Annotated in this window: 22 protein-coding genes and 4 pseudogenes; 19 read left to right on the top strand and 7 right to left on the bottom strand. The window is 58.5% G+C overall.

The genetic code is table 11. The features are described 5' to 3' along the window. The first annotated feature begins 9 nt into the window (after positions 1 to 9). From DEF76_RS15090 to DEF76_RS15040, 11 genes are all read left to right on the top strand, one after another. Complete coding sequence (locus tag DEF76_RS15090; protein ID WP_114913927.1) at positions 10 to 969, top strand: hydroxymethylglutaryl-CoA lyase; 960 nt, start codon at positions 10 to 12, stop codon at positions 967 to 969. 124 nt (positions 970 to 1,093) lie between these two features. Next, entirely contained in the window at positions 1,094 to 2,449 is a 1,356-nt protein-coding gene (locus DEF76_RS15085) for an MmgE/PrpD family protein (RefSeq protein ID WP_162800687.1), read from the top strand. Positions 2,450 to 2,451: 2 nt separating this feature from the next. After that, positions 2,452 to 3,666, top strand: coding sequence for an acyl-CoA dehydrogenase family protein (locus DEF76_RS15080; protein WP_114913002.1), 1,215 nt, complete (start codon positions 2,452 to 2,454; stop codon positions 3,664 to 3,666). A gap of 35 nt (positions 3,667 to 3,701) precedes the next feature. Continuing rightward, complete coding sequence (locus tag DEF76_RS15075) at positions 3,702 to 4,607, top strand: amidohydrolase family protein (protein ID WP_114913001.1); 906 nt, start codon at positions 3,702 to 3,704, stop codon at positions 4,605 to 4,607. 112 nt (positions 4,608 to 4,719) lie between these two features. Next, positions 4,720 to 5,913: an ABC transporter substrate-binding protein gene (locus DEF76_RS15070; RefSeq protein WP_114913000.1), complete on the top strand. Its 1,194-nt coding sequence runs from the start codon at positions 4,720 to 4,722 to the stop codon at positions 5,911 to 5,913. Then, complete coding sequence (locus DEF76_RS15065) at positions 5,913 to 6,779, top strand: branched-chain amino acid ABC transporter permease (RefSeq protein WP_114912999.1); 867 nt, start codon at positions 5,913 to 5,915, stop codon at positions 6,777 to 6,779. Before DEF76_RS15070 ends, DEF76_RS15065 begins: the two co-directional genes overlap by 1 nt. Next, positions 6,776 to 7,777 carry a branched-chain amino acid ABC transporter permease gene (locus DEF76_RS15060; protein WP_114912998.1) on the top strand — a complete coding sequence of 334 codons (1,002 nt, stop codon included), beginning with the start codon at positions 6,776 to 6,778 and terminating at the stop codon, positions 7,775 to 7,777. The genes DEF76_RS15065 and DEF76_RS15060 overlap by 4 nt, the downstream gene beginning before the upstream one ends. A 44-nt stretch (positions 7,778 to 7,821) precedes the next feature. Further along, positions 7,822 to 8,538 carry an ABC transporter ATP-binding protein gene (locus DEF76_RS15055; protein WP_205216028.1) on the top strand — a complete coding sequence of 239 codons (717 nt, stop codon included), beginning with the start codon at positions 7,822 to 7,824 and terminating at the stop codon, positions 8,536 to 8,538. Continuing rightward, a complete protein-coding gene (locus DEF76_RS15050; RefSeq protein ID WP_205216027.1) occupies positions 8,535 to 9,230 on the top strand; it encodes an ABC transporter ATP-binding protein in 696 nt (231 codons plus the stop codon). The genes DEF76_RS15055 and DEF76_RS15050 overlap by 4 nt, the downstream gene beginning before the upstream one ends. Positions 9,231 to 9,253: 23 nt before the next feature. Further along, entirely contained in the window at positions 9,254 to 10,411 is a 1,158-nt protein-coding gene (locus tag DEF76_RS15045) for an NADH:flavin oxidoreductase/NADH oxidase (protein WP_114913925.1), read from the top strand. Positions 10,412 to 10,621: 210 nt separating this feature from the next. Continuing rightward, positions 10,622 to 11,425, top strand: a complete 804-nt coding sequence (locus DEF76_RS15040; RefSeq protein WP_114912996.1) for a class II aldolase/adducin family protein — start codon at positions 10,622 to 10,624, stop codon at positions 11,423 to 11,425. A 5-nt stretch (positions 11,426 to 11,430) separates the two neighbouring features. Here the strand turns inward: DEF76_RS15040 and DEF76_RS15035 are convergent, their stop codons facing one another. Beyond that, positions 11,431 to 12,306, bottom strand: a complete 876-nt coding sequence (locus DEF76_RS15035; RefSeq protein WP_114912995.1) for an isocitrate lyase/PEP mutase family protein — start codon at positions 12,304 to 12,306, stop codon at positions 11,431 to 11,433. Positions 12,307 to 12,411: 105 nt separating this feature from the next. Between DEF76_RS15035 and DEF76_RS15030 the strand changes: the two genes are divergently transcribed. Beyond that, complete coding sequence (locus DEF76_RS15030) at positions 12,412 to 13,644, top strand: ABC transporter substrate-binding protein (RefSeq protein WP_240319021.1); 1,233 nt, start codon at positions 12,412 to 12,414, stop codon at positions 13,642 to 13,644. A 94-nt stretch (positions 13,645 to 13,738) separates the two neighbouring features. Here DEF76_RS15030 and DEF76_RS20010 read toward each other — a convergent pair. Both DEF76_RS20010 and DEF76_RS15025 read right to left on the bottom strand, forming a co-directional pair. After that, a pseudogene (locus DEF76_RS20010) lies at positions 13,739 to 13,909 on the bottom strand (transposase); the annotation flags it as partial. 10 nt (positions 13,910 to 13,919) lie between these two features. Continuing rightward, positions 13,920 to 14,989 (bottom strand): IS630 family transposase gene (locus DEF76_RS15025; RefSeq protein WP_114912994.1). Its coding sequence is split into 2 segments (ribosomal slippage): positions 13,920 to 14,497 and positions 14,497 to 14,989, totalling 1,071 coding nucleotides; the frame shifts between segments, so codons are not numbered across the junction. Positions 14,990 to 15,229: 240 nt separating this feature from the next. Here DEF76_RS15025 and DEF76_RS15020 point away from each other — a divergent pair. Further along, entirely contained in the window at positions 15,230 to 16,666 is a 1,437-nt protein-coding gene (locus DEF76_RS15020) for an MFS transporter (RefSeq protein ID WP_205216026.1), read from the top strand. Positions 16,667 to 16,682: 16 nt separating this feature from the next. Here the strand turns inward: DEF76_RS15020 and DEF76_RS15015 are convergent. After that, positions 16,683 to 16,934 (bottom strand): annotated as a pseudogene (locus DEF76_RS15015) (integrase core domain-containing protein); the annotation flags it as partial. 60 nt (positions 16,935 to 16,994) lie between these two features. Here DEF76_RS15015 and DEF76_RS15010 point away from each other — a divergent pair. Next, positions 16,995 to 17,405: pseudogene (locus tag DEF76_RS15010) on the top strand (transposase); the annotation flags it as partial. A gap of 154 nt (positions 17,406 to 17,559) precedes the next feature. Here the strand turns inward: DEF76_RS15010 and DEF76_RS15005 are convergent. From DEF76_RS15005 to DEF76_RS14995, 3 genes and pseudogenes are all read right to left on the bottom strand, one after another. Next, a pseudogene (locus tag DEF76_RS15005) lies at positions 17,560 to 18,488 on the bottom strand (transposase). A gap of 346 nt (positions 18,489 to 18,834) precedes the next feature. Continuing rightward, positions 18,835 to 19,665, bottom strand: coding sequence for an IS5 family transposase (locus DEF76_RS15000; protein ID WP_114912992.1), 831 nt, complete (start codon positions 19,663 to 19,665; stop codon positions 18,835 to 18,837). Between the two features lie 283 nt (positions 19,666 to 19,948). Further along, on the bottom strand, positions 19,949 to 20,794 hold the full coding sequence (locus DEF76_RS14995) for an IclR family transcriptional regulator (protein WP_162800686.1): 846 nt from the start codon (positions 20,792 to 20,794) through the stop codon (positions 19,949 to 19,951). Between the two features lie 87 nt (positions 20,795 to 20,881). Here DEF76_RS14995 and DEF76_RS14990 point away from each other — a divergent pair, with 87 nt between their 5' ends. Genes DEF76_RS14990 through DEF76_RS14970 form a run of 5 tightly spaced genes read left to right on the top strand, consistent with a single transcriptional unit; the run spans position 20,882 to position 25,301 of the window. Next, complete coding sequence (locus tag DEF76_RS14990) at positions 20,882 to 22,087, top strand: CaiB/BaiF CoA transferase family protein (RefSeq protein WP_114912990.1); 1,206 nt, start codon at positions 20,882 to 20,884, stop codon at positions 22,085 to 22,087. A 47-nt stretch (positions 22,088 to 22,134) separates the two neighbouring features. Beyond that, positions 22,135 to 22,644 carry an FAS1-like dehydratase domain-containing protein gene (locus DEF76_RS14985; RefSeq protein WP_162800685.1) on the top strand — a complete coding sequence of 170 codons (510 nt, stop codon included), beginning with the start codon at positions 22,135 to 22,137 and terminating at the stop codon, positions 22,642 to 22,644. A gap of 5 nt (positions 22,645 to 22,649) precedes the next feature. After that, positions 22,650 to 23,126 carry a hotdog family protein gene (locus DEF76_RS14980; protein WP_114913923.1) on the top strand — a complete coding sequence of 159 codons (477 nt, stop codon included), beginning with the start codon at positions 22,650 to 22,652 and terminating at the stop codon, positions 23,124 to 23,126. A gap of 13 nt (positions 23,127 to 23,139) precedes the next feature. Continuing rightward, complete coding sequence (locus DEF76_RS14975; protein ID WP_162800684.1) at positions 23,140 to 24,354, top strand: acyl-CoA dehydrogenase family protein; 1,215 nt, start codon at positions 23,140 to 23,142, stop codon at positions 24,352 to 24,354. 35 nt (positions 24,355 to 24,389) lie between these two features. Further along, positions 24,390 to 25,301: an SMP-30/gluconolactonase/LRE family protein gene (locus tag DEF76_RS14970; protein WP_114912987.1), complete on the top strand. Its 912-nt coding sequence runs from the start codon at positions 24,390 to 24,392 to the stop codon at positions 25,299 to 25,301. Positions 25,302 to 25,484 lie beyond the last annotated feature (183 nt).

Below are 25,484 nucleotides of genomic sequence, written 5' to 3'. Positions count from 1 at the left end.
GATTACGTGATGTCTGACTTCCCAAAATTCGTGCAATTAAACGAAGAGGGGCCTCGCGAGGGCTTTCAGATCGAGAAGGGGCCGATCTCCACCGAGCGCAAGGTGGAACTCATCGACATGCTGTCCGAGACTGGGCTTTCGCAAATTCAGATCGTTTCCTTCGTCAATCCGAAGCGTGTGCCTGGCATGGTGGACGCAGAGGAGGTGGTAAAACGCTTCACGCCGAAGAAGGGTGTGCGCTACACGGGGCTTTGGTTAAACGACAAGGGCTTTGAGCGCGCGATCGGCACAGGACGTCTGGATATTAGCGGCTCGATATCCCTCACGGCATCGGAGAAATTTCTCCAACGCAATCAGCAGCGCAGCATGGCGGAGAATCTTGCCGATCAGGGCAAGATGATCCTTCTCTATAAGAAGCACGGTGTCACCGTAGATCGGGGCAGCATTATGGCCGCCTTCGGCTGCAATTTCGAAGGCGATATCCCCGTCCCGCGTATTCTAGATCTGATCCAGAACATGCTCGATCTCGCCGAGGAGCATGGGCTGATGTTGAAGACCATATCGCTCGCAGACACTATGGCTTGGGCCACGCCGCTCTCAATCAAACGCATGGTGGCTGCAGTGCGCGAGCGTTTCCCCAACCTGCGCATATCGCTACACCTGCATGACACGCGCGGCATGGGTATCGCGAATGCTTATGCGGGGCTCGAGATGGGCGTGGACAGTTTCGATTGTACGGTCGCCGGGCTCGGCGGCTGCCCGTTCGCCGCTCACAAGGGGGCCGCTGGAAATGTATGCACGGAGGACCTCGTTTTCATGCTCCAGGAAATGGGGATCGAGACGGGCGTAAACTTAGAAGTTCTGCTCGAGGCCGCCACGCTTGCCGAGGCAATTGTGGGTCACCCCTTGCCAGGCAGCGTCAAGGTTGGCGGTAGCCTCAATAAGCTTCGCGCCCAACTGCTTCACTAATCCGCTAGGTCAATCCCTTGATGCCGATTCAGGCAGGTCACAAACTCTATGACGCAGACTACGGGATCTTCGTTCCTATGGGTGGGCGCGTATTTTTATGCTAGATTAGTAAAAGGAGAGGATGATGCCGCTTACCAAAGCGCTTGGCCAGTTCGTTTCCGAGCTTTCTCCGAATCGTCTGTCCGCAGAGGCAAAGCACGTCGCCAAGACTGGTTTCATCGATTGTATCGCTACGATGATCGCAGGGTGGGGCGAGCAGGCACCGCAGATTCTGAAGACCGTTCTAAACCCGGTGAGTGGAAAGGCGACGCTCTATTTCAGTGATCAGACATCACCCGCGCCGGAGGCCGCCTGGATTAACGGCACTGCGGCACATGCGCTCGATTTTGATGATGTGGCCATGCGCGGACATCCGAGCACAGTGCTGGTGCCCGCCATCTTAGCCGAAGGCGAGGATCTGAACGCCTCTGGCGCTGCCATGCTCGTGGCTTATGTGGCGGGCTACGAGACCTGGGCCGAGCTCGTCCGCCGCGACAAGGGCTTCCATCATAACAAGGGTTGGCACCCAACCGGCATCTTCGGGGCAATCGCGACCGCAGCGGCATGTGCGTCGCTCCGCGAGTTGGATGCGGAGCGTGCGGCCCAGGCGCTTTCGCTTGGCGCCTCGCAGAGCGCCGGCCTAATGGCGAATTTTGGCACGATGACAAAGCCGTTCCATGCCGGGCGGGCGGCACATGCCGGAATTATGGCAGCACGATTAGCAGAGGCCGGCTTTACATCCTCAATGGACGGACTCGAACATCCACAAGGCTTTCTTAGCGCCGTCTCCCCGGCGGGAGAGGTTGATCGGGGGGATGCGCCGCCGACGCTTGGCAAGGAATTCCAGATCGAGAAATTTGGCCTCAGCATCAAAAAATACCCGACCTGTTACTGTACGCACCGCGCAATCGACGGAATGCTTGATCTCGTGGCGAGCAACAAGGTGCGACCGGACGAGGTTTCGGAAATTACAGTTACCCTCAGCGAGAATTACGCGACGATCCTTCGCAACCATACGCCACAGACCGGGCTGGCCGCGAAATTCAGCATCGAGTTTGCGATGAGCTGCGCGATCGTGGCGCATCGTGTTGGTCTCGCCGAACTCACGGACACTTTCGTCCAGCGCGGTGACGTCCAATCCCTCATTGGCCGCGTCTCGATTGAGACGAACAGGAACTACGATCCGGAATCTTCCGGTGCATCCGTGCAGGATCAAGTGAGTATCCGCCTCGTTTCCGGCGAGACATTGATTGGGGAGCCTGTGACGCACGCCCGTGGGCATGCGAAACGGCCGCTAAGTGAGGGCGAGCTTTTTATGAAATTCGAGAACTGTCTGGACGTGGGCAAGAGCCGGGTGCCGGCGTCAGTGCTATTCGAACGCTTGAAGGGGCTGGAGTATGCTTCCGCCAGACAAATAACGGCACCAGAAGGAAGGAGTTGAGTATGGACGCGCATATTAATCCGGAAGGCGCGGGCTATAGTCTGCCGCCGTCCATCGTAGAGTTTCGTGATCTTGCGCGTCGGATCGTGCGTGAGGAACTCATGCCGCTTGAGCGGGAGTATATGGCAAGTTCCAGCCATGCCTATGGTCTACCGCCGATCACTTGCCTGCGGGCCGTGTTCGACGAGAAGACAGTAGACCGGCTTGTCGGCATCTCCAAGGATAGCGGGCTGTGGGCACATATGGTGCCGGAGGAATTCGGTGGCTCGGGGTTGTCCATGCTCGCGCAGGTGGTAATCCAGGAGGCGTTTACATACTCTCCCGTGCCGTTCCCGGTGCCGGAAGTGGCCAACATTCTTTATGAAGCGCGTGGCTCTCAGGTTGATCGTTTTCTGAAGCCTGTGATTGAAGGGGACAAGACGACGTGCTTTGCGCAGACGGAGCCGAATGCCGGTTCCGATCCTGGTGGGATGATGCAGACGCGCGCGGTGAGAGACGGTGACGGGTGGGTTCTGAACGGCACCAAGATGTGGATCTCGAACGCGCACGAGAGCGACATCATCATGGTGCAGGCGGTGACGGATGCAGAGAAGCGCCAGCGCGGTGGCATAACCATGTTCGTGCTGGACCGCCACCATCCCGGCGTGAAGATAGAGGAAGCTGGCATTCAGACTTGGCTCGGCCCACGCCCAGCGCAATACGTGGTGCATTTCGACGATGTCCGCTTGGGTTCCGAGAACATTCTGGGCGAGGTTGGCAAGGGCTTCTCGCTTGGCCAGCGCTGGCTGACGATCCATGACCGGCTTCTGCGCGGCCCATATGCACTGGGTAAGATGCAACGTGCGCTGGACATGTCCGTTGAGTGGGCAAAGCAGCGGGTGACGTTTGGCAAGCCGATTGCAGAACGGCAGGCGATCCAGTGGAAGCTTGTCGACATGTATGTCGACATCCAGGCGTTGCGGTCGATGACATACGAGATGGCGGCCCGGGCGGACGCGGGGGAGGACGTACGTGCGGAGGCGGCGCTGGTGAAAATGTGCGCGGGCGACTGGGGAGCGCGGTGCCTGGACAAGGCGATCCAGGTGCACGGGGCAATGGGTGAAGCACTAGAACTTCCGCTGACATATTTCTACCGCCTGTTGCGGCATGCCCAGATTGGCGGGGGAACAAGCGAGATCCAGCGCGTGCTCATCGCACGTAAACTCCTCAAAGGATAGTCGCAGAAACCGCCCACGGGGGAGGAAACAAAAATATGGCAATAGAAGCAAGGGGTGAACCGCAGCGATGCCTGCCGCCGCTCGCGGCGCCGAGTAAGCCGCGCTTTATACCGCCTCCGTTGGCGTGCGATTCTCATATCCATCTGTTTGATGATCCGGCGAAACACAAGCTTGATCCGGATCGAAGCTACACGCCGCCCCTCGCAACCATGACGGATGCTGACAGGCTGCATAGTCATCTCGGTTTTACGCGTTGCGTGATTGTGCATGCCAGCGCCTATGGCGCTAATCACGCCGTCATGCTCGAAGCGCTACGCGCCCAGCCGCAGCGGTTCCGGGGCGTTGCAGTGCTCCGTGCGGATACGTCAAATGCCATGATCAAGGATCTGCATGAGGCTGGCACACGCGGATTTCGTGTTAACCTCTTCCATCGCGACGGCAAAAAAGTCTACCGCGGCGGCGCGGATCTGGGGGATGCTGAGGCGTTGGCTCCAAGGGTCCGAGATCTTGGTTGGCACGTCCAGGCCTGGCTAGACGCCGAAGATTTGCCGGATCTCGCTCCCCGTCTTTTTGCGCTCGGTCTCGATGTGGTGGTAGATCATATGGGCCGCATCACGACTGATCGTGGCATACAAAGTCCAGGCTTCTCATATCTCCGAAAGCAACTTGCCGCAGGCAAGCTATGGTGCAAGCTTTCTGGAGCGGACAGGATCACGATCGCCGGACCGCCGTATGAAGATGCCGTACCATATGGACGCACGCTGATGCAGGCAAATCCGGACCGCGTGGTTTGGGGAACTGATTGGCCGCATGTGAATTATTTCGATAGCCCTGTTCCTGATGACGGTATATTGACAGACCTGATACCTCTCTATGCGCCATCAGAGGCCGAGCAGATGCGTTTGCTCGTTGAAAATCCTGCAAAATTGTATGGATTTTGATAATTCGCCTATTCGCACATAAATGACTTCTAATATTCTGACAATATTTTATAGAACCACTTCTAACTTAGAATAAACTTCGGCTGATTTTGGCTTTTAGAAGGAAAAAACAATGTCCAAGCTCAAGGCGATCGGTGTTAAAATAGGGGTGGCAGCGTCGGCTTTCGTAGTAGGCATTGCACTGCCGGGCAACGCTAGCGCCGCAAGCTGCGGGCTCAAGATCGGCGCTATAGGCCCGCTATCAGGGCCCGCTGCGGAATGGGGGCTCGCCATGGTTGCGGCGGCTGAAATGGCGGCAGCCGAGGCAAACAACAAAGGTGGGTTGCAAGTCGGCGACCAAAAGTGCCGCGTCGACGTTGTCAGCTATGACAGCAAGTACAGTGCCGAAGGTGCCGCAGCAGGCGCGAACAACCTAGCGAGCCAAGGCATCAAGTTCATCTTCGGCCCGGTCGGCGCGCCGGAAATGACCGGCATTAAACCCGTCGCAATGCGCAATCAGATCCTGGTCTTTGGCGATAGCTACGCCAAGAATGCCATCGGTCCGCAATGGCCGCTTGTCTTCCATCTCGGCCCAGGTCCAAACGTCTGGGGGCCACCGATCATCGAGGAAGCAAAGCGGAGATGGAAGATTGATACGGTTTCAATCATAGCGCCGAACGATCAGGGAGGCACGGACATCGCGGACGTCGATCAACAGGACTATGAGAAGCAAGGCGTCAAAGTACGATTAGAATACTATCAGCGAGGGACAACCGACTTTTCCCCAATCATCACACGTGTCCTTAGCAGCCATCCGGATGCGGTGGACACCGCCTCATCCCCGCCCGGCGACGCCGGCGTCATCGTTAAGCAACTTCGCCAAGCCGGCTTTCAGGGGCCAATAGGCCGCCTCGGTGGCCCAGGCACCGACGAGATCGAACGCATCGTGGGTGGCATAGAAATCCTGAAAAATTTCTACTGGTACGAGTCCACACCAACGGACGATCCGAATGTACGTGAGCTAAGCGTGCTTTTCACCAAAGAAACTGGCAAGCCGGTGCCGCAAGGCACGAGCTTCTGGCAATGGGTGCCTGAAGCACGTCTATTGCTTGCCGCGATCTCAAAGGCCGGCACGATTACGAACCCCGCTAAAGTCGCTGAGGCTTTGCGCACGCTGCCGGTCCAGGATCCCAACCTCGGCCAGGGACTTTGGACTGGCAAAAAATTCTTCGGTATCAACCAGGAAATCTCCTTTCCATTTGGTATTGGCATAATTGTTGACGGGAAAATACAGAACGTGATTACCCATCCGGCTGCAGAGAACTAATGGACAGCTTCATTCAGGCAGGCATAATTGGTATAACGCTTGGTGCTCAATATGCGCTGCTTGCTCTTGGGTTCACGTTAATTTTTGGTATCCTTGGCGTTATCAATTTTGCCCATGGCGGGTTCTATGTGCTCGGCGGGTACTTTGCCTACGCCGCCGTTAGCGATGCCGGTATGCCCTACCCAATCGCCGTCCTCCTCGCGGTGATCGGCACCGGAGTTTTGGGATGGCTTTTCGAGGTGCTTCTAGTCGAGCGTTGCGTAGACGATCACTTGGCAACAATGATGTTGACGCTTGGCCTCTATCTGGTCATCTCGAATGCGATGCTTATCGTCTTCGGCCCGCAATCGCCCCACTTCACCTTCCCGCTTTCCGGCACGTTTCGAGCCGGCGCGGTCTATGTCACAGCGGCCAATCTGGTCGTGCTCGCGGTCTGCTTCGTTGCGATCGGTGCACTCTACATTCTAATCTACCGCACAGGACTCGGTCGTGCGCTCCGTGCACTTGCTGATGATAGAGGCGTTGCAACCGCCATGGGGATGCGTCCGCGGGTTCTCTTTCCGCTCGCCTTCGGCGTCGCGACAGCGCTTGCCGGGCTCACCGGCGCGATTATCACGCCCATCCTCTCGCTCTCGCCGAACGTCGGTGATCCCGTTCTCGTCTCCTCCTTCATCGTGGTTATCCTAGGCGGTCTTGGCAGCATCGGAGGTGCAACCGTGGCTGCCTTCATTGTGGGCATTATCGAGTCTTATTCGAGCGTCTATCTCGGTGGTTCGGCCGGTGCTTTGGTGTTGTTCGTTATTGTGCTGCTTCTTCTTGTTTTTCGTCCCTTCGGTTTGTTTGGTCGCGAGATACGGAGAGCATGATGCGGGGCATCCGCTTCAGCGCGGGAAATGGGGTCGCCTTTCTTCTGGTGGCTGCAACCGCTATCGTGCCCTTCGTCACGCAGAACCTTTTCGTGTATTCCACGTTAAACCAAGCGCTGATTGGTATCATGGCAGCCATCAGCGTTCACGTTATGCTGAGGATGGACCTGCTTACTTTCGCGACGCCTCCTTTCATGGCGATCGGCGGTTATGCGGTGGCGATCGTCTCCATGCGGTTCGATATCGCGGACGTCTTTGTCTTGGGCGCGATCAGCTTTTTCACTCCGACGCTTGCCGCCATCTTGCTCGGTCCCCTCGTGTTGCGACTGCGCGGCACCTATTTCGTGCTCGTTACCTTTGTACTCTCTGAAATTATGCAACTTGTCCTGTTCCTCACTCCTCGTCTTACCGGGGGATCCAACGGGCTAGTGGGCTTTCCTGCGCCTACGGTCTTCGGCATCTCACTTTCGGACAACCAATCCGTTCTGCTGCTGACAACGGGCCTCACTGTCGTCGCCGTCGTTATTGCAGCCTTTACGACCGGCTATTTCCGCCAGCATTTCTCCGCCATCGAGGAGAACGAGACGCTTGCGGAAAGCCTGGGTCTCGTCATCTGGCACTACAAAACCTTAGGCTTCATTGTTTCTGCCGGCATCTCTGGCCTCGCCGGCTTCGCGCTGGTCAACATGCTCCTCATGGCTCACCCGAGTTCTTTCACCTCAGTCACCGCAGTGAACTACATTGCCTATACAATCGTGGGAGGGCGCGCCTCTTTGTTGGGAACCGCGATCGGGGCCGCTCTGCTGGTTTTCGCCACCAATCTCCTTGGTGGACAAGGCGAATATTCCGAAGGACTATACGGTCTGTTAATCATTTTGGTTGTTCTGATAGCCAAGGGCGGTATCACGGGCTCGGCTGCTACCCTCGTCCAACGCTTGCGTGTCTCGCCACAGCCGGCCGCGACACCCAGCAAGCTGGCACAGGAGGCTCAGAGATGATTGGAGGTAGGAAGAGAGCGGATCTCCGCCATGCATATTTGCGTGTGGAGCGGCTTTCCAAGCAATTCGGTGGCTTACGAGTGTTGGAGGATATCCGCTTCCAATTAGCGCCAGGCGAGGTGCTCGGCGTTATCGGGCCGAACGGCGCAGGCAAGACCACGCTTATCAACATGATCAGCGGGCGGATTACACCTACGAACGGGCATGTGTTTCTGGGGGACGTGGATGTCACCGGCTGGCCCACGCACAAACTCAGCCGGTGGGGCGTAGTCCGAAGTTTCCAGCAGACGAATATATTCCAAGGTCAGACGGTGCGTGAAAATCTGCTGCGCGCGATCCGTTTTAGCCGAGGAAGCCAGAATTTCCTGGCAAACGTCGGAGATCTTTTGAATAGCTTCGGCCTCGCCGTGCGGATGGAGGAGCAGAGCAACAAGCTTGCCTATGGGTTGCAGAAGATGCTCGGCCTGATGATGGCCTATGCCACCAACCCGGGCGTGCTGCTGCTGGACGAACCGGCGGCGGGTCTTGAGCGAGGTGAGCGGCGCAGGATTGATGAATTTGTAGCCCATGCCCAGCGCTATGCCGGCAGCGCCGTGCTCATTGTGGAGCATGACATGGAACTCGTCCGCCGGCTTTGCCCCCGCGTCCTGGTGATGGATGGTGGGCACGTTTTGGCCGAGGGGGCGCCAGCCGAGGTGCTTGCTCGGACGGACGTGATCGAGGCCTATCTTGGCGCGGGCAGCGACGGTCTTGCAGCATGATGCTGAACATAGAGGGGATCGATGTGCGCTATGGCGGTGTCACCGCACTACGGGAACTTTCACTCTATGTGGATGAGGGCGAGACGGTGCTACTTGTTGGCGCCAATGGTGCGGGCAAATCCAGTGCCATCAATGCGGTGATCGGCCTTGTACCCGTCTGCGGTGGAACTATCCGCTTCGGCGGTCAGGACCTGGGCCCACTCTCGGCAGATCGCCGAGCACGGGCCGGCATCGGGTATTCACCAGAGGGGCGGCGGATCTTTCCCACGCTGACCGTGAAGGACAATGTGCTTGCTGGTGCCTTCGGACGGGGGCGGGCGCAGCAGGCGAAGGCGTATGATTGGCTTTGTTCCCTCTTTCCTTGGATCGCGGAGCGTGCTTGGCAGCCGGCGAGCCAGCTTTCCGGGGGGCAACAGCAGATCCTCGCACTTGCGCGCGCCATGTGCTCCTTTCCTCGATTGCTGCTGCTGGACGAGCCTTTCCTCGGCCTGGCGCCCGTCTGGATCGGCCGGATTAGCGAGGCGATCCGCGAGATGCAGGCGCGTGGGACGACGATCCTAATGACCGAGCAGATGGCCCGCCCCGCGCTCAATCTCGCCACGCGCGGCTACGTGATGCGCGGCGGTGAGATCCGCCGCAGCGGCTCGGTGTCCGAGATCCGCGATCTGGCGCTCGCCGAGGAATATCTGTGAACCCCACCCGAGAGGAATGCTCCGTGGCTCCGAAGCTCTTCACCCCTCACACGATTCGCCGCGTGACGCTAAAGAACCGCATTGTCCTATCCCCCATGCTCACCTATCGTGCGCATGAGGGCCGTATCTCGGATTGGCACCTCATCCACCTGGGCAAATTCGCGATCGGCGGTGCCGGGCTGGTGTTCATGGAATCCACCAAGGTGGATGCCCGCGGTTGCACCACGGCTGCTGATACTGGTCTGTGGGACGACAGTTTCATTGAGCCGCTTATCCATATCACTAGGTTCATTAAGCAGCATGGTGCGGTACCAGGCATCCAACTTAGCCATTCTGGGCGTAAGGCCCGCACCAGCCTGCCGTGGGAAGGCAGGGCTCCGACGGAGGCGGAACGGCGCCCGGATGGCATATCCCCTTGGGAACTCATTGCGCCGAGCGCCATACCCCACGCCGATGGACACCCGATGCCACGCGAGATGACCAAGGCAGACATCGAGGAAATAGTAGACGCATGGGGGAAGGCCGCCGCGCGCGCGCATGCGGCGGGTTTCGATGTCGTGGAGATCCACGGGGCCCATGGCTACCTCATCCACCAATTCCTCAACCCCAACGCCAACCAGCGAACGGACGAATACGGTGGCAGCCTAGAGAACCGCATGCGTTTTGCGGCAGAGGTGGCCAAAAGCGTTCGTCGTTCCTGGCCGGAAGGCAAGCCACTGTTCTTTCGCATGTCAGCCATCGACAACGATGGCTGGGAGATTGAGGATAGCGTGGCCCTCGCCAAGCTGCTGAGAAACACAGGTGTGGACGTGATCGATTGCACCACCGGCGGCATGGCAATCACGCCCGTGAATACGTCGGTCCGGCCATTGCATTACGGCTACCAAGTGCCGCATGCCGAGCGCATTCGCCGCGAGGCAGAAATAGAGACCATGGCGGTTGGCCTCATCATTCACGCCGAGCAAGCGGAGGCAATCCTAGAGCGGGGACAGGCGGATCTCATAGCTCTCGGACGGGAGATGCTGCACAATCCGAACTGGCCGATCGATGCTGCTGAGAAGTTGGGGCTGAGGCCGAGCAACGCTGTAGTGCCGGACTCTTATGGCTACTGGCTGGATAAGCGCAACCTGCGCGGGATCGGCGCGGTACCTTCCACGTGGCTCGGTGGCAAGGGAACGTAAACTGCCAAATCATTATCCCCAAATCATTATCCGATATGCAAAATTGATGGACTTTGATCAGGGAATATTCCGATAAATGCATGAAATGCGAGCTTCTTGCGCGTAACGGTTTGATGGAACCGTCAATTTGCTTAGGCCTCAGCTCGCAAGCTTGTGATATGTCGTTCAGTCGGTGTCAATAATTGGCAAGCGTAAATGTGGGAGTATGTCATGTCCACTATCTTGTCCTCGCAATGTCATGAGCCCGGCGTTCTGGATCTACCTTCGCTCCGTGATCGCGTTTCACCTGAAGAATGGCAAAGCCGTGTCGATCTCGCGGCTTGCTACCGGCTGATGGCGCTCTGGGATATGACCGACATGATTGCCAATCACATCTCAGTGCGCGTGCCTGGCGAGCCCACGCATTTCCTGATCAACGCTTATGGGCTGCTCTATGAAGAAATCACGGCTTCCAGCCTAATCAAAATTGATTTTGACGGCAATATCATTACCAAACCACCCTTCGAATATGGAGTGAACCGTGCTGGCTTCGTGATCCATAGCGCGATCCATCGTGCACGTCACGACGTCGATTGCGTTATCCACACCCACACGCCAGCGGGCATGGCGATTTCGACGTTGCAGTGTGGTCTCATGCCGATGACGCAGACGGCAATGCGCTTTTCCCGCGTCGCTTATCATGATTACTTGAGCGTCGTTGTTGATCTGAATGAACAGGCGCAGTTAGTTGCCGACCTCGGCGATGCCGATTTGATGGTGCTCCGCAATCATGGTTTGCTCGCGGTGGGCCCCACCATCGCGCAAGCATTCAGTAACATCTACCGCGCAGAGCTGGCCTGCAAGGCACAAGTTCTCGCTCTTTCATGCGGCCGTGAGATCGTCATGCCCCCCACGGACGTGATCGAACGGACCAATTATCTTTATCGCCCTGAAGTGCGGCGCCCGTTCGGCATTCTTGAATGGCCGGCGCTGTTGCGCAAACTTGACCGCATCGACCCCTCTTACCGCAATTAAGCACGCTACGAAACGGGAGGAATCTCCACCGTTCGTCGTTCAATTTCAAGCAAATTTTCGAGGCCGATCACAGCATGGATATCCCGTTGTTCAAGCACGCCCTTGGCTCCGATCGTAGGGTCGGTCAATCCTGCGTGCAGCGACTGATAGGAGAGGCGAAGTGCTCGGTGCATCGCGAGAAGCGGCGTCACCGGATCGACAATGAGGCGGTAGCCGAGGGCGGCGAGATCAGCGACCGGAATGCTGCTCACGGTAATCCCGTTCGCCGGCACCATATACATCAACGGGCCGGGCAGCCGCTCGGCAATGGCACGAAGCGCTTCTGGGTTCTGTGTCAGTACAAACAGGATATCCGCGCCGGCCTTGGAAAAGGCTTCACCACGACGAAGCGCCTCATCAAGGTTTGCGGTACGCGCTGCATTGGTGCGGGCGATGATCAGGAAGCCGTCGCTTCGGCGGGCGCGAACCGCCTCCGTGACTTTTGCGACCATCAAATCTGTGGAAACGATATGCTCGATGCCAATATGGTGATGCGCCCGCTTGGGCAGGATCTGATCCTCGATCTCGATCGCGGCGAAACCCGCCGCTTCGGCCATGCCAATCGTGCGGTGCATGTGCATCGGATCGCCCCAGCCGCAGGCGCCGTCGAGGATTAGTGGTAGATCGCAGACAGTGCGGATTTCCAGCCCGGCGCGGATCATCTCGGGCAAAGCCAGAGTAGCCTCAGTCACTGCGAGAAGATAGCCCATTGCGCCGCCGCCGAGATAGAGCGTTGCAAAACCTGCTTGTGCCGCAAGCCGTGCCATCAGCGGATTGAGTACCAGCGGTGCAATGACCAGTTCCTCGCCATCGAGCAAACCACGCAAATCACGGTTTCCCATTGCTCTCTTCTCCTCTCATCTATTCCGCGGCAAGATGGCATAAAGGATGAGCCATTGGAAAGTCTGATAGTCCAGGCTCAGGAGCGGGCCATTAGGGAGGATTACTTGGCAAAAAAAATCGGTCGGCGCGCCCTGCTCGGAACCATGGCGCTCGGAGCCGCAAGGGCCGCGCGCGCTGCCACCCCTGAGATCCGCATCGGTGTGCTAACGGAGTTCTCTGGGCCCAATGCTTCCTCGACCGGGGCCGGGTCGGTCACTGCGACAAAGCTCGCGGCGGACGATTTCAAGCGGGCGGAGCCGACGCTACAGGTCGAGATCCTGGTGGGAGATCATCAGGCGCAGCCCGATATCGCACTGGCAATCGCGCGGCACTGGCTCGATCAGGGCGTCGACGTCATCACCAATCTCAACAATTCAGCAGCCGCCCTCGCGGTGTCGGCTCTGGTCCGTGAGCGCAACCGGGTCGCTCTGCTTACCGCCCCCGCGAGTTCCGATTTTACCGGCCGCGCATGTGGCCCTAATCACGTGCATTGGACCTATGATACATGGGCACTAGGAAACGGCACTGGCCGGACATTGGTGGATGCGGGTGGGAAAACCTGGTTTTTTATTGGTGCGGACTATACTTTCGGCCATTTATTGGCGGACGATACGGGGCGAATCGTGCGCGAGTATGGAGGCTCGGTGCTTGGTGCCGTCTTCACCCCTTACCCCGGCACCACTGATTTTTCCGCATTTCTGCTGCAGGCGCAGGCGAGCGGTGCGCAGGTTGTAGCCCTAGCCAATAGCGGCACAAATACCACGAATTGTATCAAACAGGCGCATGAATTCGGTCTCACCCAAAGCGGCACCCGCTTGGCGGCGCTTTTGATGACCATTATCGATGTCGACGCTCTTGGATTGGAGGTAGCAGAAGGCTTGGTACTCACCGCCCCGTTCTACTGGGATTTTAACGATGGCACGCGTGACTTCAGCCGCCGTTTTGCTCAACGTCAAAACGGCCGCATGCCGACCATGCTTCAGGCTGGCGACTATTCAGCGACTATGCATTATCTGAAAACAGTACAGAGTTTGGGGGCGGCACGTGCCAAGGCCAACGGGAGGCTTGTGGTCGAAACCATGAAAGCACTGCCGGTGACCGATCCACTGTTCGGACCGGCGCGCATCCGTGCCGATGGCCGGCTGTTGACGCCGATGCATGTTTTTCAGGTTAAATCCCCAGCCGAGAGCCGCTATCCATGGGATTATTACCATCTGCTGCGCACTATTCCGGCGGAGGCGGCATTTCGGCCGATGACGGCGGGTCTCTGCCCGATGGTCACCGGCCCGCTGCGCTGAGTTGGGCAGCATCAGACATCAAACGGCAGGAAGAAACGCCGCTACAGCCATGCAATCGCGATAACATCAAGCGGATCCATTCAGCCTTCGTGCATCCTTGAGTGCGCTCAGCCTGCCGCACCCATTTGCGCAAGGTCTCGCCCGAGCAGCCAGTCTTGCCCGCGATCGAGCTGATTGACGCCCGTTGCCTCGGGTGCTCCCCTCCCTATTCCAGGACGATACGCACCGCGCGATCGCGCGCCTGGTTAGAAAAATGTGAGGTTATACCAACCTGCCTATCCAATGACCGCTTTGATCCAATCTTGTTGGGTGATCGAAGCGATTTGTTCTGGCATTTGCATGAACTTGTTCCAGGCGTTTCGGCAGGCGGCAAGGATTTCGTCGTAGCTGTTCCAGACCTGATGGCTTAGGAAGTTGCTGCGCAGAAATTGCCAGATGTTTTCGACTGGGTTGAGCTCTGGCGAATAGGGCGGCAGCGATAGCAGGCTGATGTTGTCGGGCACCGGCAAACGTTCGCCGGCTTGATGCCAGCCGGCGCCATCGAGCACCAGCACGGCGTGCGCACCGGGCGCGACCTGCGTGCTGATTTCGCGAAGATGCTCGGCCATCGCCTCGCTGTTGACCGCCGGCATGATGATGGCGGCACCAAGACAGCGTGCTGGGCAGACGGCACCAAACAGATAGGCGGAGTCATGGCGATTGTCGCGCACCGCCAGTGGTCGGGAACCCCGCTCTGCCCAGACATAGCGCAGGGTTCCCTTCTGACCGACACGGGCTTCATCGGCGAACCACACCTCGATCGGCTTACGGGCCGCCGTGACCGGGATCGCCGCCGCTACCAGGCCAGCGAAGTCTTTTTAAAAATGTCCTGTGCCGCAGCGTCCTTCTTCGGATGATACGGACGCGGCTGGACCCGCGTGAACTTGAGCCGCCGCAACAATCGGCTGATCGACGTCTCGTGCAGGGTAACCGCAAACTCGGTCTCGATCCGTCGCTGCAGGTCGACACAGCGCCACCGCACCACGCCGTCACGCTCCAGGTCCGGGCCCTGCCTGACCCATGCCGCGATCTGCGCCTGCTGCGAAGCCGACAATCGGGGTGGCGGGCCGTTGCGGCGCGGCGCATCGCCCAGTCCGTCAGGTCCCAATCCATTGTAACGGTGCACCCAGTCGCGCAGCGTCTGGCGGTCCATGGCACAAGCCTCGGCCGCATCGCGCCGAGACCAGCCTTCGAGAACAAGAGCAATCGCCAAAAGGCGCCTCGAAACTTTCGCATCCGTCGCACGAGCCGCCCGCTCGCGCAGCGCCATAGCCGACAAGTCCAAACGCGTTATCGCTACCGTCATCGCAAGCCTCCTCCGGGGAAGCTCAGCGAATCATACCCGCCCGAGCCGCGCCAACTCACATTCGAGTCAACGGAACCTCAGGTTGGTATTATCTCCTTCGTCATGATGACCGCTCTCCACTCAAGAGTTTTGGTTTTCGGAAAACCCGGGCCGGTTTACTTCGGCTCAAATGCGGTAGCCGTGTGTCCTCGCGTAAACGCTATTGACCGCAGTTTTGTTCCCGCTTAGCATTTTATTCTGTTGAATATTCTATTCGACCAGCAAATGAAATCAAGGGCGACGGGGGAGACGATGTCTGATATAGGGGAAAGGCTTGACCGGTTGCCGATCACCTCGTTGCATAGGAGGGCGATCGCCGTCCTCGCGTTCGCTTATTTCTTTGAACTCGCCGATCTCAATACCTTCGGCTACGCAGCGACCGGCATTCTCGAGCAATGGCATATCCAAATCCATACGGTAGCGCTGATCACCTCCGCTAGCTTCTTCGGAATGTTCTTCGGTTCGACCGTTGGCGGGGGCCTCGCAGACCGGTATGGGCGCAAGCGCGCGTTCATTGTCTCGGTGCTGATCTATACTGCCGCCTCCCTGGCGAACGCAATTTCGTGGAATGTGGCGTCGCTTTCGTTCTTCCGACTGGTAACCGGCGTGGGGCTCTCCGCCGTGACTGTGATTGCGAACACATATCTGAGTGAAGTCTTCCCAGCCCGGGTGCGAGGCAAGTCGATGGCTATCGTGATGACGATCGGGCTGATTGGCATTCCCGCAACGGCCTGGGTGGCGCGCTTCGTTATTCCAATGGCGCCCTGGGGGTGGCGGGTTGTGTTCATCTGGGGCGCACTCGGCATGCTGGTTTTGCCGTTTGCGATCCGCATGCGCGAATCCCCGCGCTGGCTGCTGATTAATGGTCGCGCAGACGAAGCGGAGGCGATAGTGGCCGCCTATGAGCGTACGGCGACCGCCGAGTTCGGTTCACTTGAGGCACTTCAACCCATTGCAGCGGGAGGGGGGCTTGGCGCGTCACACGCGGAGAAAGGTAACTTTGCCGATCTATTCAGCCCGCTTTATCGGGGGCGCACGATTATGCTGCTCATCCTCTGGGCGCTGTCGGTTCTCGGCTTCTACGGCTTTATTGCCTGGGTACCAACGTTGCTCGTCAAGCAGGGATTTAGCGTCGTAAAATCTCTCAATTATGCGAGTCTAATCGCAATCTGCAATCCGGTTGGGGCGGTATTAGCGCTCGCGCTTATAGAGCGCTTCGAGCGCAAATTTCTCTTCGCCATCTTCGCTGTCTTTGTTGCATTTGTCGTCACCGCCTATGGATGGACGTTCAATCCTACGCTCATCGTTATCTACGGTGTATTAGTGGTGATCGGCATTCAGGCGACGACAGTAGTTATCTACACCTACACGCCAGAGGTTTATCCAACAGCGGTGCGCGGCGCGGGTATGGGTTTGGCCTATGGCGCGGGAAGGCTTGCTAATGTGTTGGGGCCGTTCGTCGTGTCGACGCTCTACGGAGCGGCCGGGTATCTCAGCGTCTTTCTCTACATCGCCGTCTGTTACCTTGCGGCAGCAGCGCTGCTCAGCGTTCTCGGATTGCGGGTGACGGGCCGTTCGCTCGAGGTCGCGGCCACCGAATCCGGTGTAGCCATCCAATGTACCGGCCGCGGTTTGTGAGACACTGGGTTGAATCCTACGCTGCGAGCGCGGCGGATTGAAGCTGGTTTTGACGGACGGCGGCCGGCGTGATGAAGCCGTGCCGTTCGATCAGCCATGTGGTGTTGTAGGTTTCGCGGAACGCGAGCAGCGCGAGGCAGAGTTCCTCGACGGTCTCGAATGTTCTCAGCCACAGCAGGTTCTCCTTGAGCGTTCGGATGACGCGTTCAGCGTAGCCATTGCCTTCGGGCGCGCGCACGAAGGCGGGCGAGCTGGACACCTCGAAGAACCTCTGGTGCCTGGCGCGATTTGGTGATTCGCTGTGGCGGGTGAAGCGGTGGAGGGCGAGATGGCGTCGCAACCTGGGTTCTTTGATCTCGACGATCGGTATGCGGCGTTGTCGAAAGCGGGTGACCCGCTGGTTCGACTGAAGGAGATCGTGCCTTTCGAGACGTTCCGCTACCGGCTGGAGAAGGCGCTGAACCGCAGCGACCGGGCCCGCGGCGGGCGTCCGCCTTACGATTGCGTGCTGATGTTCAAGGTCCTGGTGCTGCAGGCGCTCTACAACCTCTCCGACGATCAGGCGGAATTCCAGATCGGCGACCGGCTGTCGTTCATGCGCTTCCTCGACATGGGGCTGTCGGACAAGGCGCCGGACGCGAAGATGATCTGGCTGTTTTGCGAGCTTCTCACCCAGACCGGAGCGATCGCAAAACTGTTCGCGGTATTTGACGCGCGGCTGAAGGAAAGCGGCTATCTGGACACCTCGAAGAACCGTGGGTTTTCGTCGTTTTGGCGGCGACATGGGATGGCTTGCCGGGGTTGGGGCGTTGATGGGGGTGAGTTTGGCGGTGCCTGGTGCTGAATTCTGGACTGGCGGAGCGAATATCTGCCTCCGACCAGCGCGATTTCGGTCAGGCGGGCGCAGTTCGCCTGTCGAGCCAGGCCAGGCGCTGCATGTTGTAGGGGAGATTGGCGAGGCCGATCTTGGTGGTGGCCCGGGCGATGCCGATGGTGCGGACGAACAACCCCATCGGTCCCTTCTGCCGGGCAAACACGTGCTCGATCGCGGAACGCACCCGGGATTTCGCCGCGTTGGCCAGAGCCGTCCGGCGCGGCATCGGCCGGCCCCGCGGTTTCTTGCGATGAATGCACGAGCGCATGCCGTTGTCCGCGAGCCATGCCTCGTTCTGCTTCGACCGGTATGCGGTATCGGCCCACACACCGGCGGCATCGATCCGTCCGGCTTCGTCTTCGCCTTGGTGAACTTCACCGTCCAACGCGCGTCACGATCCTTCTGCCGCAGCTTGGCCGGCGTGTCCTGCCAGCCCGCGGGGATCTCGCCGGCCTTGATCGCCCTCTTCTCTTCCTCGGTGTTGCGCTGCCGCGGCGCCGCCACCAGGCTCGCGTCGATGATCTGACCCGCCATGGCGAGATAGCCGCTTTCCTTCAGCCGCGCGTCAAATACCGCGAACAGTTTTGCGATCGCTCCGGTCTGGGTGAGAAGCTCGCAAAACAGCCAGATCGTCTTCGCGTCCGGCGCCTTGTCCGACAGCCCCATGTCGAGGAAGCGCATGAACGACAGCCGGTCGCCGATCTGGAATTCCGCCTGATCGTCGGAGAGGTTGTAGAGCGCCTGCAGCACCAGGACCTTGAACATCAGCACGCAATCGCAAGGCGGACGCCCGCCGCGGGCCCGGTCGCTGCGGTTCAGCGCCTTCTCCAGCCGGTAGCGGAACGTCTCGAAAGGCACGATCTCCTTCAGTCGAACCAGCGGGTCACCCGCTTTCGACAACGCCGCATACCGATCGTCGAGATCAAAGAACCCAGGTTGCGACGCCATCTCGCCCTCCACCGCTTCACCCGCCACAGCGAATCATAAAATCGCGCCAGGCACTAGGGGTTCTTCGAGGTGTCCAGATGTTCACCCGCAGCAGCAAGACCGGGCTGCTGCGCCACTCCGCCGAGACCGCCTTCTATGTCTCCAACACGCCGATCTCCGCACGCCGCGCCGCCGATGCCATCCGCGCACACTGGCGGGTCGAAACCACCTCCCACTACAGCCGCGACGTCACCTTCGGCGAAGACCGCTCGCGCATCCGCACCAACCCCGGCGTGTTCGCACGCCTGCGCAGTTTCGGTTTCAACATCCTTACCGCACATCGCACCAACACACTCGCCCAGGACCGCTACCGAGCCGCCCTCGCCAGCCTTCGCATGAGAAGGAAAGCCAAGGCCAATTGCAACCACGCGAGAGCGGATTCGATAGTCGCCTCGAAGTCTTTTGACAGACGGCGCGAGCGATTGATCCAGCCGAGCGTCCGCTCGACGACCCATCGTTTCGGCAGCACGACAAATTCTTTCACCTCTTTATCGGTTCGCTTGACGACGGTGATGGAAATACGGCTCGCCTCGAAGGCTGCGCGCTGGGCTTCATCACCCTGATAACCCTCGTCGACGAAGGACATTTTCACCCACGGGCTCTTGCGATGCACGGCTTTCAGCAGCGGCGCGAGAGCGTCGCGGTCCTGCACGTCGGCGGTCGTGATCTGGCATTCGATGGGCAGACCGATCGTGTCGACGGCGAGATGGCGCTTGCGGCCCTTGACCTTCTTGCCCGCATCGAAACCACGAGGGCCGCCGGCTTCCGTCGTCTTGACCGACTGGCTGTCGACGACAACCGCCGTCGGCGCGGCTTGACGGCCTTCCGCCTCGCGGGCGTCCATCACCAGAACGCTGATGATTTGCGCCCACAAGTCGCTGTCGCGCCATGCGTAGAAGCGGTTTTGCACGGTCGTGAACGGCGGAAAATCCTTTGGCAGATATCGCCACGGGCATCCGCAGCGGATCAAATAAAACAAAGCGTTGAGAATGACCTGGGCATCCGTCGGCTTGCGTCCGCGCCGTTTGGGCGGCGGCAGCAGCGGCGCGATCAGCGCCAACTCGGCCTCCGACATATCGCTTGAATAGCGCGCCCGAATGACTTCATACTTCGCCCGATCGGCCTCGTTCCAAGGCATCGCGAATCTCCCAAAGTTGTCGCAAACCAAGGGAATCAAAGGCCGCGAGGCCGGTCAACCAATTTTAGGTCAGGCTCTATGTCCGCCATCCCTTATGCATAATGCGGGCTAACCCGACCGACAAACCCGTCACCTTGAATCCCGGCGACGGAGCAAAACCTGGCGCGAAAACATGGGAGTTCAGAAGTCTTTCACGGGAGCAGATACCTATTTGACTGCTTGAGTAGTAATTCTCGACTGGTGAGTATCTATTGGCTAACGGCTTCTCGGCGTTTCCCTCCGGTTATTCTTTCCGATCCCGCACCACGTTCTGCAATTGCTTTGCGATTTCTATAAGACGGGGGGCAACCTCAGTTTGCAGCGTGGCCGCACTCAGCGTGGCGGCCGCTGAACCGCAGTTGATCGCGTAGCGTGGCATTCCGTCCGCGTCCAAGATGGGCACAGAAGCCGTGTTGTAGCCCCGATGGAAATAGCCAATGTTCAGCACGTAGCCCTTGGCAAGGTATTCCTCGGTCGCACGTTGCAGGTGTCCTTTCAGGCTGCGCCAGCGCTGCGGATCCGCCGCTTCGATCTCCGCGAAAGTTTCGACGCGTACCCGCTCCGGCAGGCTCACGAGATAGGCCCAGCCGAGTGCCGAAGTGGCCAGCGGGACGCGCGAGCCGATATGCAGGTTCATCAGCAGCAAGGAGTCACTCTGGCAGCGTTGGACAAATACCATGTCTTGCCCGTCACGCACCGCGAGACCAGCCGCGGCGCGGAATTGGTCCGCCAGTTTCTGCATTTGTGGCCTGCCAAGTTTGGGAACCTCGAGCGACGCGAGAGCGGCATAGCCGAAGCGAAGTGCGGGAATGCCAGGACGCATCTTCTCGCCCTTCACAGTGACGAGATAGCCAAGTTCGATCATAGTATGACACAGCCGCCAGACGGTGGGCTGTGGCAGGCCTGTCATGCTCGCAAGGTCGCTGCCGCCAAGTTCGGAATTTGTGTTGCTAAAACAACTTAATATAGCGAGGCCACGGGCGAGGGCGGTAACGAACTGCCGATCCCCCTTTTCTGACATATCCTTTCCATTCGTTTTTCCCGGTTGCAGTGCGCCAGCCTTGACCAAGGTATTTACAGGCAGATCCATGTTGGGTAACATCCAAGAAAATGAGTTGATTATTCTATCTGCGAATAACTTGCTGTCAAGGTCAAGGATAAAAAGGAGAGGAGACGCATGGCGGCACCGCTGTCCGGGCTCAAAGTCATCGAAGTTGGAGTGGCCATGGCCGGGCCCTTCTGTGGCATGATGCTCGGCGATTACGGGGCGGATGTGCTTAAGGTGGAGCGCGTGGCGCTCGGCGACGATAGTCGCCACTGGCCGCCTTATTTCGAAGGCAAGCTTGGGCATTATTATGCGTCCGTCAACCGCAACAAGCGCAGCATTGCCGTAGATCTGAAGAACACGGAAGGGGCAGAGATCCTTCGCAGGCTTATCCGCGATGCGGATGTTCTGGTGGACAATTATCGGATGGGCGCGCTTGCGCGCGCGGGCCTCGATTATGAATCGCTTTCGGCGCTCAATCCACGGCTGATTTATTGCTCCATCAGCGGGTTCGGTGCGTCCGGGCCGCGGCAAGCAGACCCCGCGAACGATCTATTTATGCAGGCATTCTCGGGCGGCATGAGCATCACAGGCGAAATTGGCGGAGGGCCAGTGAAGATGGGAATTTCCGTTGCGGATATTGGTGCGGGGATGCTCGGGACAATCGGTATCCTCATGGCGGTAGAGGCGCGGCATCGCACGGGTCGTGGGCAACGGGTGGATACATCCCTGCTCGAAGGTCAGGTGGCGATGCTTTCTTATCATCTCACTCGGTTTTTTGCGACCGGTGTAGCGCCGGGACCGGGCGGATCCGGAAGTGCGGTGAACGTGCCGTATCAGGCGTTTAAAGCGGCGGACGACTGGGTTGTGGTCGCCGCATTCAACGAACGGATGTGGAAGGATTTTTGTAAGGCTGTTGGTCGGGTCGAGTGGTTCGACGATCCACGTTTTTGTAATGCCAATGCGCGAGCGGTGCATCGAGATCTGTTGCTGGGTTTGATCAATGAGGTGTTCGTCATGCGTCCAGCAGCGCACTGGTTGGAGCGTCTCACGGCGCACGGTGTGCCCACGTCACCAGTGAACCGAATCGATCAAATGGTGCAGGAGGAACAAGTCCGCGCGCGCGATATGATCGTGGAAATTGACATGCCCGAGATGGGTATGATCAGAATGGCAGGCCTGCCGATCAAAATGTCTGAAACGGCAGGAAAAATCCAACATCCGCCGCCGATGCTTGGCGAACATACGAGTGCCATCCTGCAGGGGCTTGGCTACACGGAAGTCGACATAGCCCGTCTTGCTGAAGCGGGCGTAATTGGTCTTGACGAAGCGCGGTAAACCGCGGTGTGAAGATGTGGGGAGAAAGGGGAGGCGAAATGGCCTTGATGACAGAAGAGATCCGCCGCTTCATCGGCGTGGAAAGTGCGGAGGAAGAGGCCTGCGAGCCGGTCGAACGTGGCGCGGTACGCCGCTACGCGCAGGCGATCATGGACGAGGATCCGATCTATGACCAGGATGCGGCGGCGGAACGCTATGGCGGTGCCGTTTCACCGCTACTCTATCCGTCCTTCATGTTTCGCCGGCCTTTTGGGACGCCGGATCCGCTAACCGAGCGAGCTCTCGATCCGGATTTTGATGGCCTCGTGGCGGCTGCCGGTAGTGGCTTGCCGGAACTGCCGCTACATGGGCTTGCGCTACTCAACGGCGGCGCGGAGGTAGAGTTCTACCGTTATGCGAGGCATGGCGAAAGAGTCGTACAAAAATCAAAATATGCTGATATTTACGAGCGCAACTCAAAAAGCGGCCCCATGCTCTTTGTTGTAATCGAAACGGAATACCGGACAAAATCGGGCGAGATTCTTCTGCGGGCGCGCAAGACAGCGATAAGGCGGTGACGATCATGAACTCGAGCAGGTTGAATTTCGAGGACGTTCACATTGGTCAGGAAATCGATCCATTGATGAAGGGGCCTCTTACCACACCGCATTTGATGCGCTGGTCGGCAGCAATGGAGAATTGGCATAAAATCCACTACGATGTCCCTTTCGCGATTGGCCACGATAAGTTGCCTGGGTTGCTCATCAATGGATCGTTCAAGCAGCAGTTTCTAGCGCAGATTTTAAAAGATTGGGTGGGTCAGCAAGGATGGGTCTGGAAACTCCGCTTTCAGTTCAGGGCCATGAACCTTGTGGGCGAAACGCTTACCGTCTGGGGGAAAGTGATGGACAAACGCCCGGCGAACGGATTCGGGCTTGTCGATCTCGAACTTGGCATTCGCAATGAGGCGGGGAAGGAATCAACGCCCGCTGGCGCCACGGTCGCGCTGCCCTTCCGTGGTGGCCGGGCCGTGCCCTATCCGTTTCCGGAACAGTCCTGAGGAGAAAAGTAAAATGGACGCGCATATTAATCCGGAAGGCGCGGGCTACAGTCTGCCGCCGTCCATCGTAGAGTTTCGTGATCTTGCGCGTCGGATCGTGCGTGAGGAGCTAATGCCGCTTGAGCGCGAGTATATGGCAAGTTCCAATCACGCCTATGGGCTGCCGCCGATCACCTGCCTGCGGGCCGTGTTCGACAAGAAGACAGTAGACCGGCTTGTCGGCATCTCCAAGGATAGCGGGCTGTGGTATCTCATGGTTCCTGAGGAACATGGCGGTAGTGCACTTGGCATGCTCGCGCAAGCCGTGATTCTTGAGGCATTCAACTATAGTCCAGTGCCGTTTCCTTTTGCGAATGTTGCCAACATTCTTTATGAAGCGCGTGGCTCTCAGGTTGATCGTTTTCTGAAGCCTGTGATTGAAGGGGACAAGACGACGTGCTTTGCGCAGACGGAGCCGAATGCCGGTTCCGATCCTGGTGGGATGATGCAGACGCGCGCGGTGAGAGACGGTGACGGGTGGGTTCTGAACGGCACCAAGATGTGGATCTCGAACGCGCACGAGAGCGACATCATCATGGTGCAGGCGGTGACGGATGCAGAGAAGCGCCAGCGCGGTGGCATAACCATGTTCGTGCTGGACCGCCACCATCCCGGCGTGAAGATAGAGGAAGCTGGCATTCAGACTTGGCTCGGCCCACGCCCAGCGCAATACGTGGTGCATTTCGACGATGTCCGCTTGGGTTCCGAGAACATTCTGGGCGAGGTTGGCAAGGGCTTCTCGCTTGGCCAGCGCTGGCTGACGATCCATGACCGGCTTCTGCGCGGCCCATATGCACTGGGTAAGATGCAACGTGCGCTGGACATGTCCGTTGAGTGGGCAAAGCAGCGGGTGACGTTTGGCAAGCCGATTGCAGAACGGCAGGCGATCCAGTGGAAGCTTGTCGACATGTATGTCGACATCCAGGCGTTGCGGTCGATGACATACGAGATGGCGGCCCGGGCGGACGCGGGGGAGGACGTACGTGCGGAGGCGGCGCTGGTGAAAATGTGCGCGGGCGACTGGGGAGCGCGGTGCCTGGATAAGGCGATCCAGGTGCACGGGGCAATGGGTGAAGCACTAGAACTTCCGCTGACATATTTCTACCGCCTGTTGCGGCATGCCCAGATTGGCGGGGGAACAAGCGAGATCCAGCGCGTGCTCATCGCACGTAAACTCCTCAAAGGATAGTCGCAGAAACCGCCCACGGGGGAGGAAACAAAAATATGGAAACCAGAGTCGAGATCATCAATCATAAACGCTTCCGGCCTTACGTGATCGGAACGGCGCAGATGGAGAAGCTGTATACCGGGATGCGTTGGGGAGAAGGGCCGGTTTGGTTCGCCGATCTTGAGATGCTTCTATTCAGCGATATTCCGAACGATCGCATTCTGCGCTGGGCCGAGGGCGCCGGGGTGAGCGTATTCCGCGCGCCCTCCAACCATGCGAATGGCAATACGCGCGACCGCGCTGGACGGCTGCTCACCTGTGAGAGTGGTGCGCGGCGAGTAACGAGAACAGAAGCGGATGGAAGTATTACCGTGATTGCCGAAAGCTATCATGGTAAGCGATTGAACTCGCCGAACGATATCGTGGTCTCCGCCGATGGGACCGTCTGGTTCACGGATCCTGATTATGGAATCCTCAGCGACTACACCGGGGATAAGGCGGAAAGCGACATCGGTGTATGCAATGTCTTTCGCGTTGATCCTCAATGCGGGCAGCTTTCGGTGGCCACAGGGGATCTCGTAAAGCCTAACGGACTCGCTTTTTCGCCCGATGAGCGTATCCTCTATATAGCCGATTCTGGCGCTTCTCATATCGAGGGCGGGCCACATCATATCGTGGCCTTTGATGTAAACGAGGCGGGGACGCTCTCGAACCGACGAGTTCATGCCGAGATTTCACCTGGCATTCCAGATGGGTTTCGCGTTGATATGGACGGTAATATCTGGACCAGCGCACAGGATGGCGTGCATTGCATTGCACCAGATGGCGAATTGATTGGCAAGATTCTGCTGCCGGAACATGTCGCAAATTTGACTTTTGGGGGACGCAAGCGCAACCGCCTATTCATTACCGCAGCAAGTTCACTCTATTCACTTTTTGTTGGTACAAAAGGGGCGCTCCGCCCGTGAGTGTCCCGTGGGTCCTGCTTCTTAGCAGAAGGACTTTGGTGTAGGAATAGACTTTCGGTTGCGTTATGCTTTGCCTTGTCCCGCTATGGCTGCTTGATGACGATGAACTGCGGGCAGGGTAGGATTGGCGGCAGGAACAGGATGGCTTTAGGGGCCGCATGCCGCACAAATTCAATGACGGCC

Origin of the sequence: Acidibrevibacterium fodinaquatile, from assembly GCF_003352165.1 — a bacterium.
Taxonomy (GTDB): Bacteria; Pseudomonadota; Alphaproteobacteria; order Acetobacterales; family Acetobacteraceae; genus Acidibrevibacterium; species Acidibrevibacterium fodinaquatile.
Note: the sequence above shows the minus strand (reverse complement) of the source record. Positions and strands in the feature narration are given on the sequence as shown.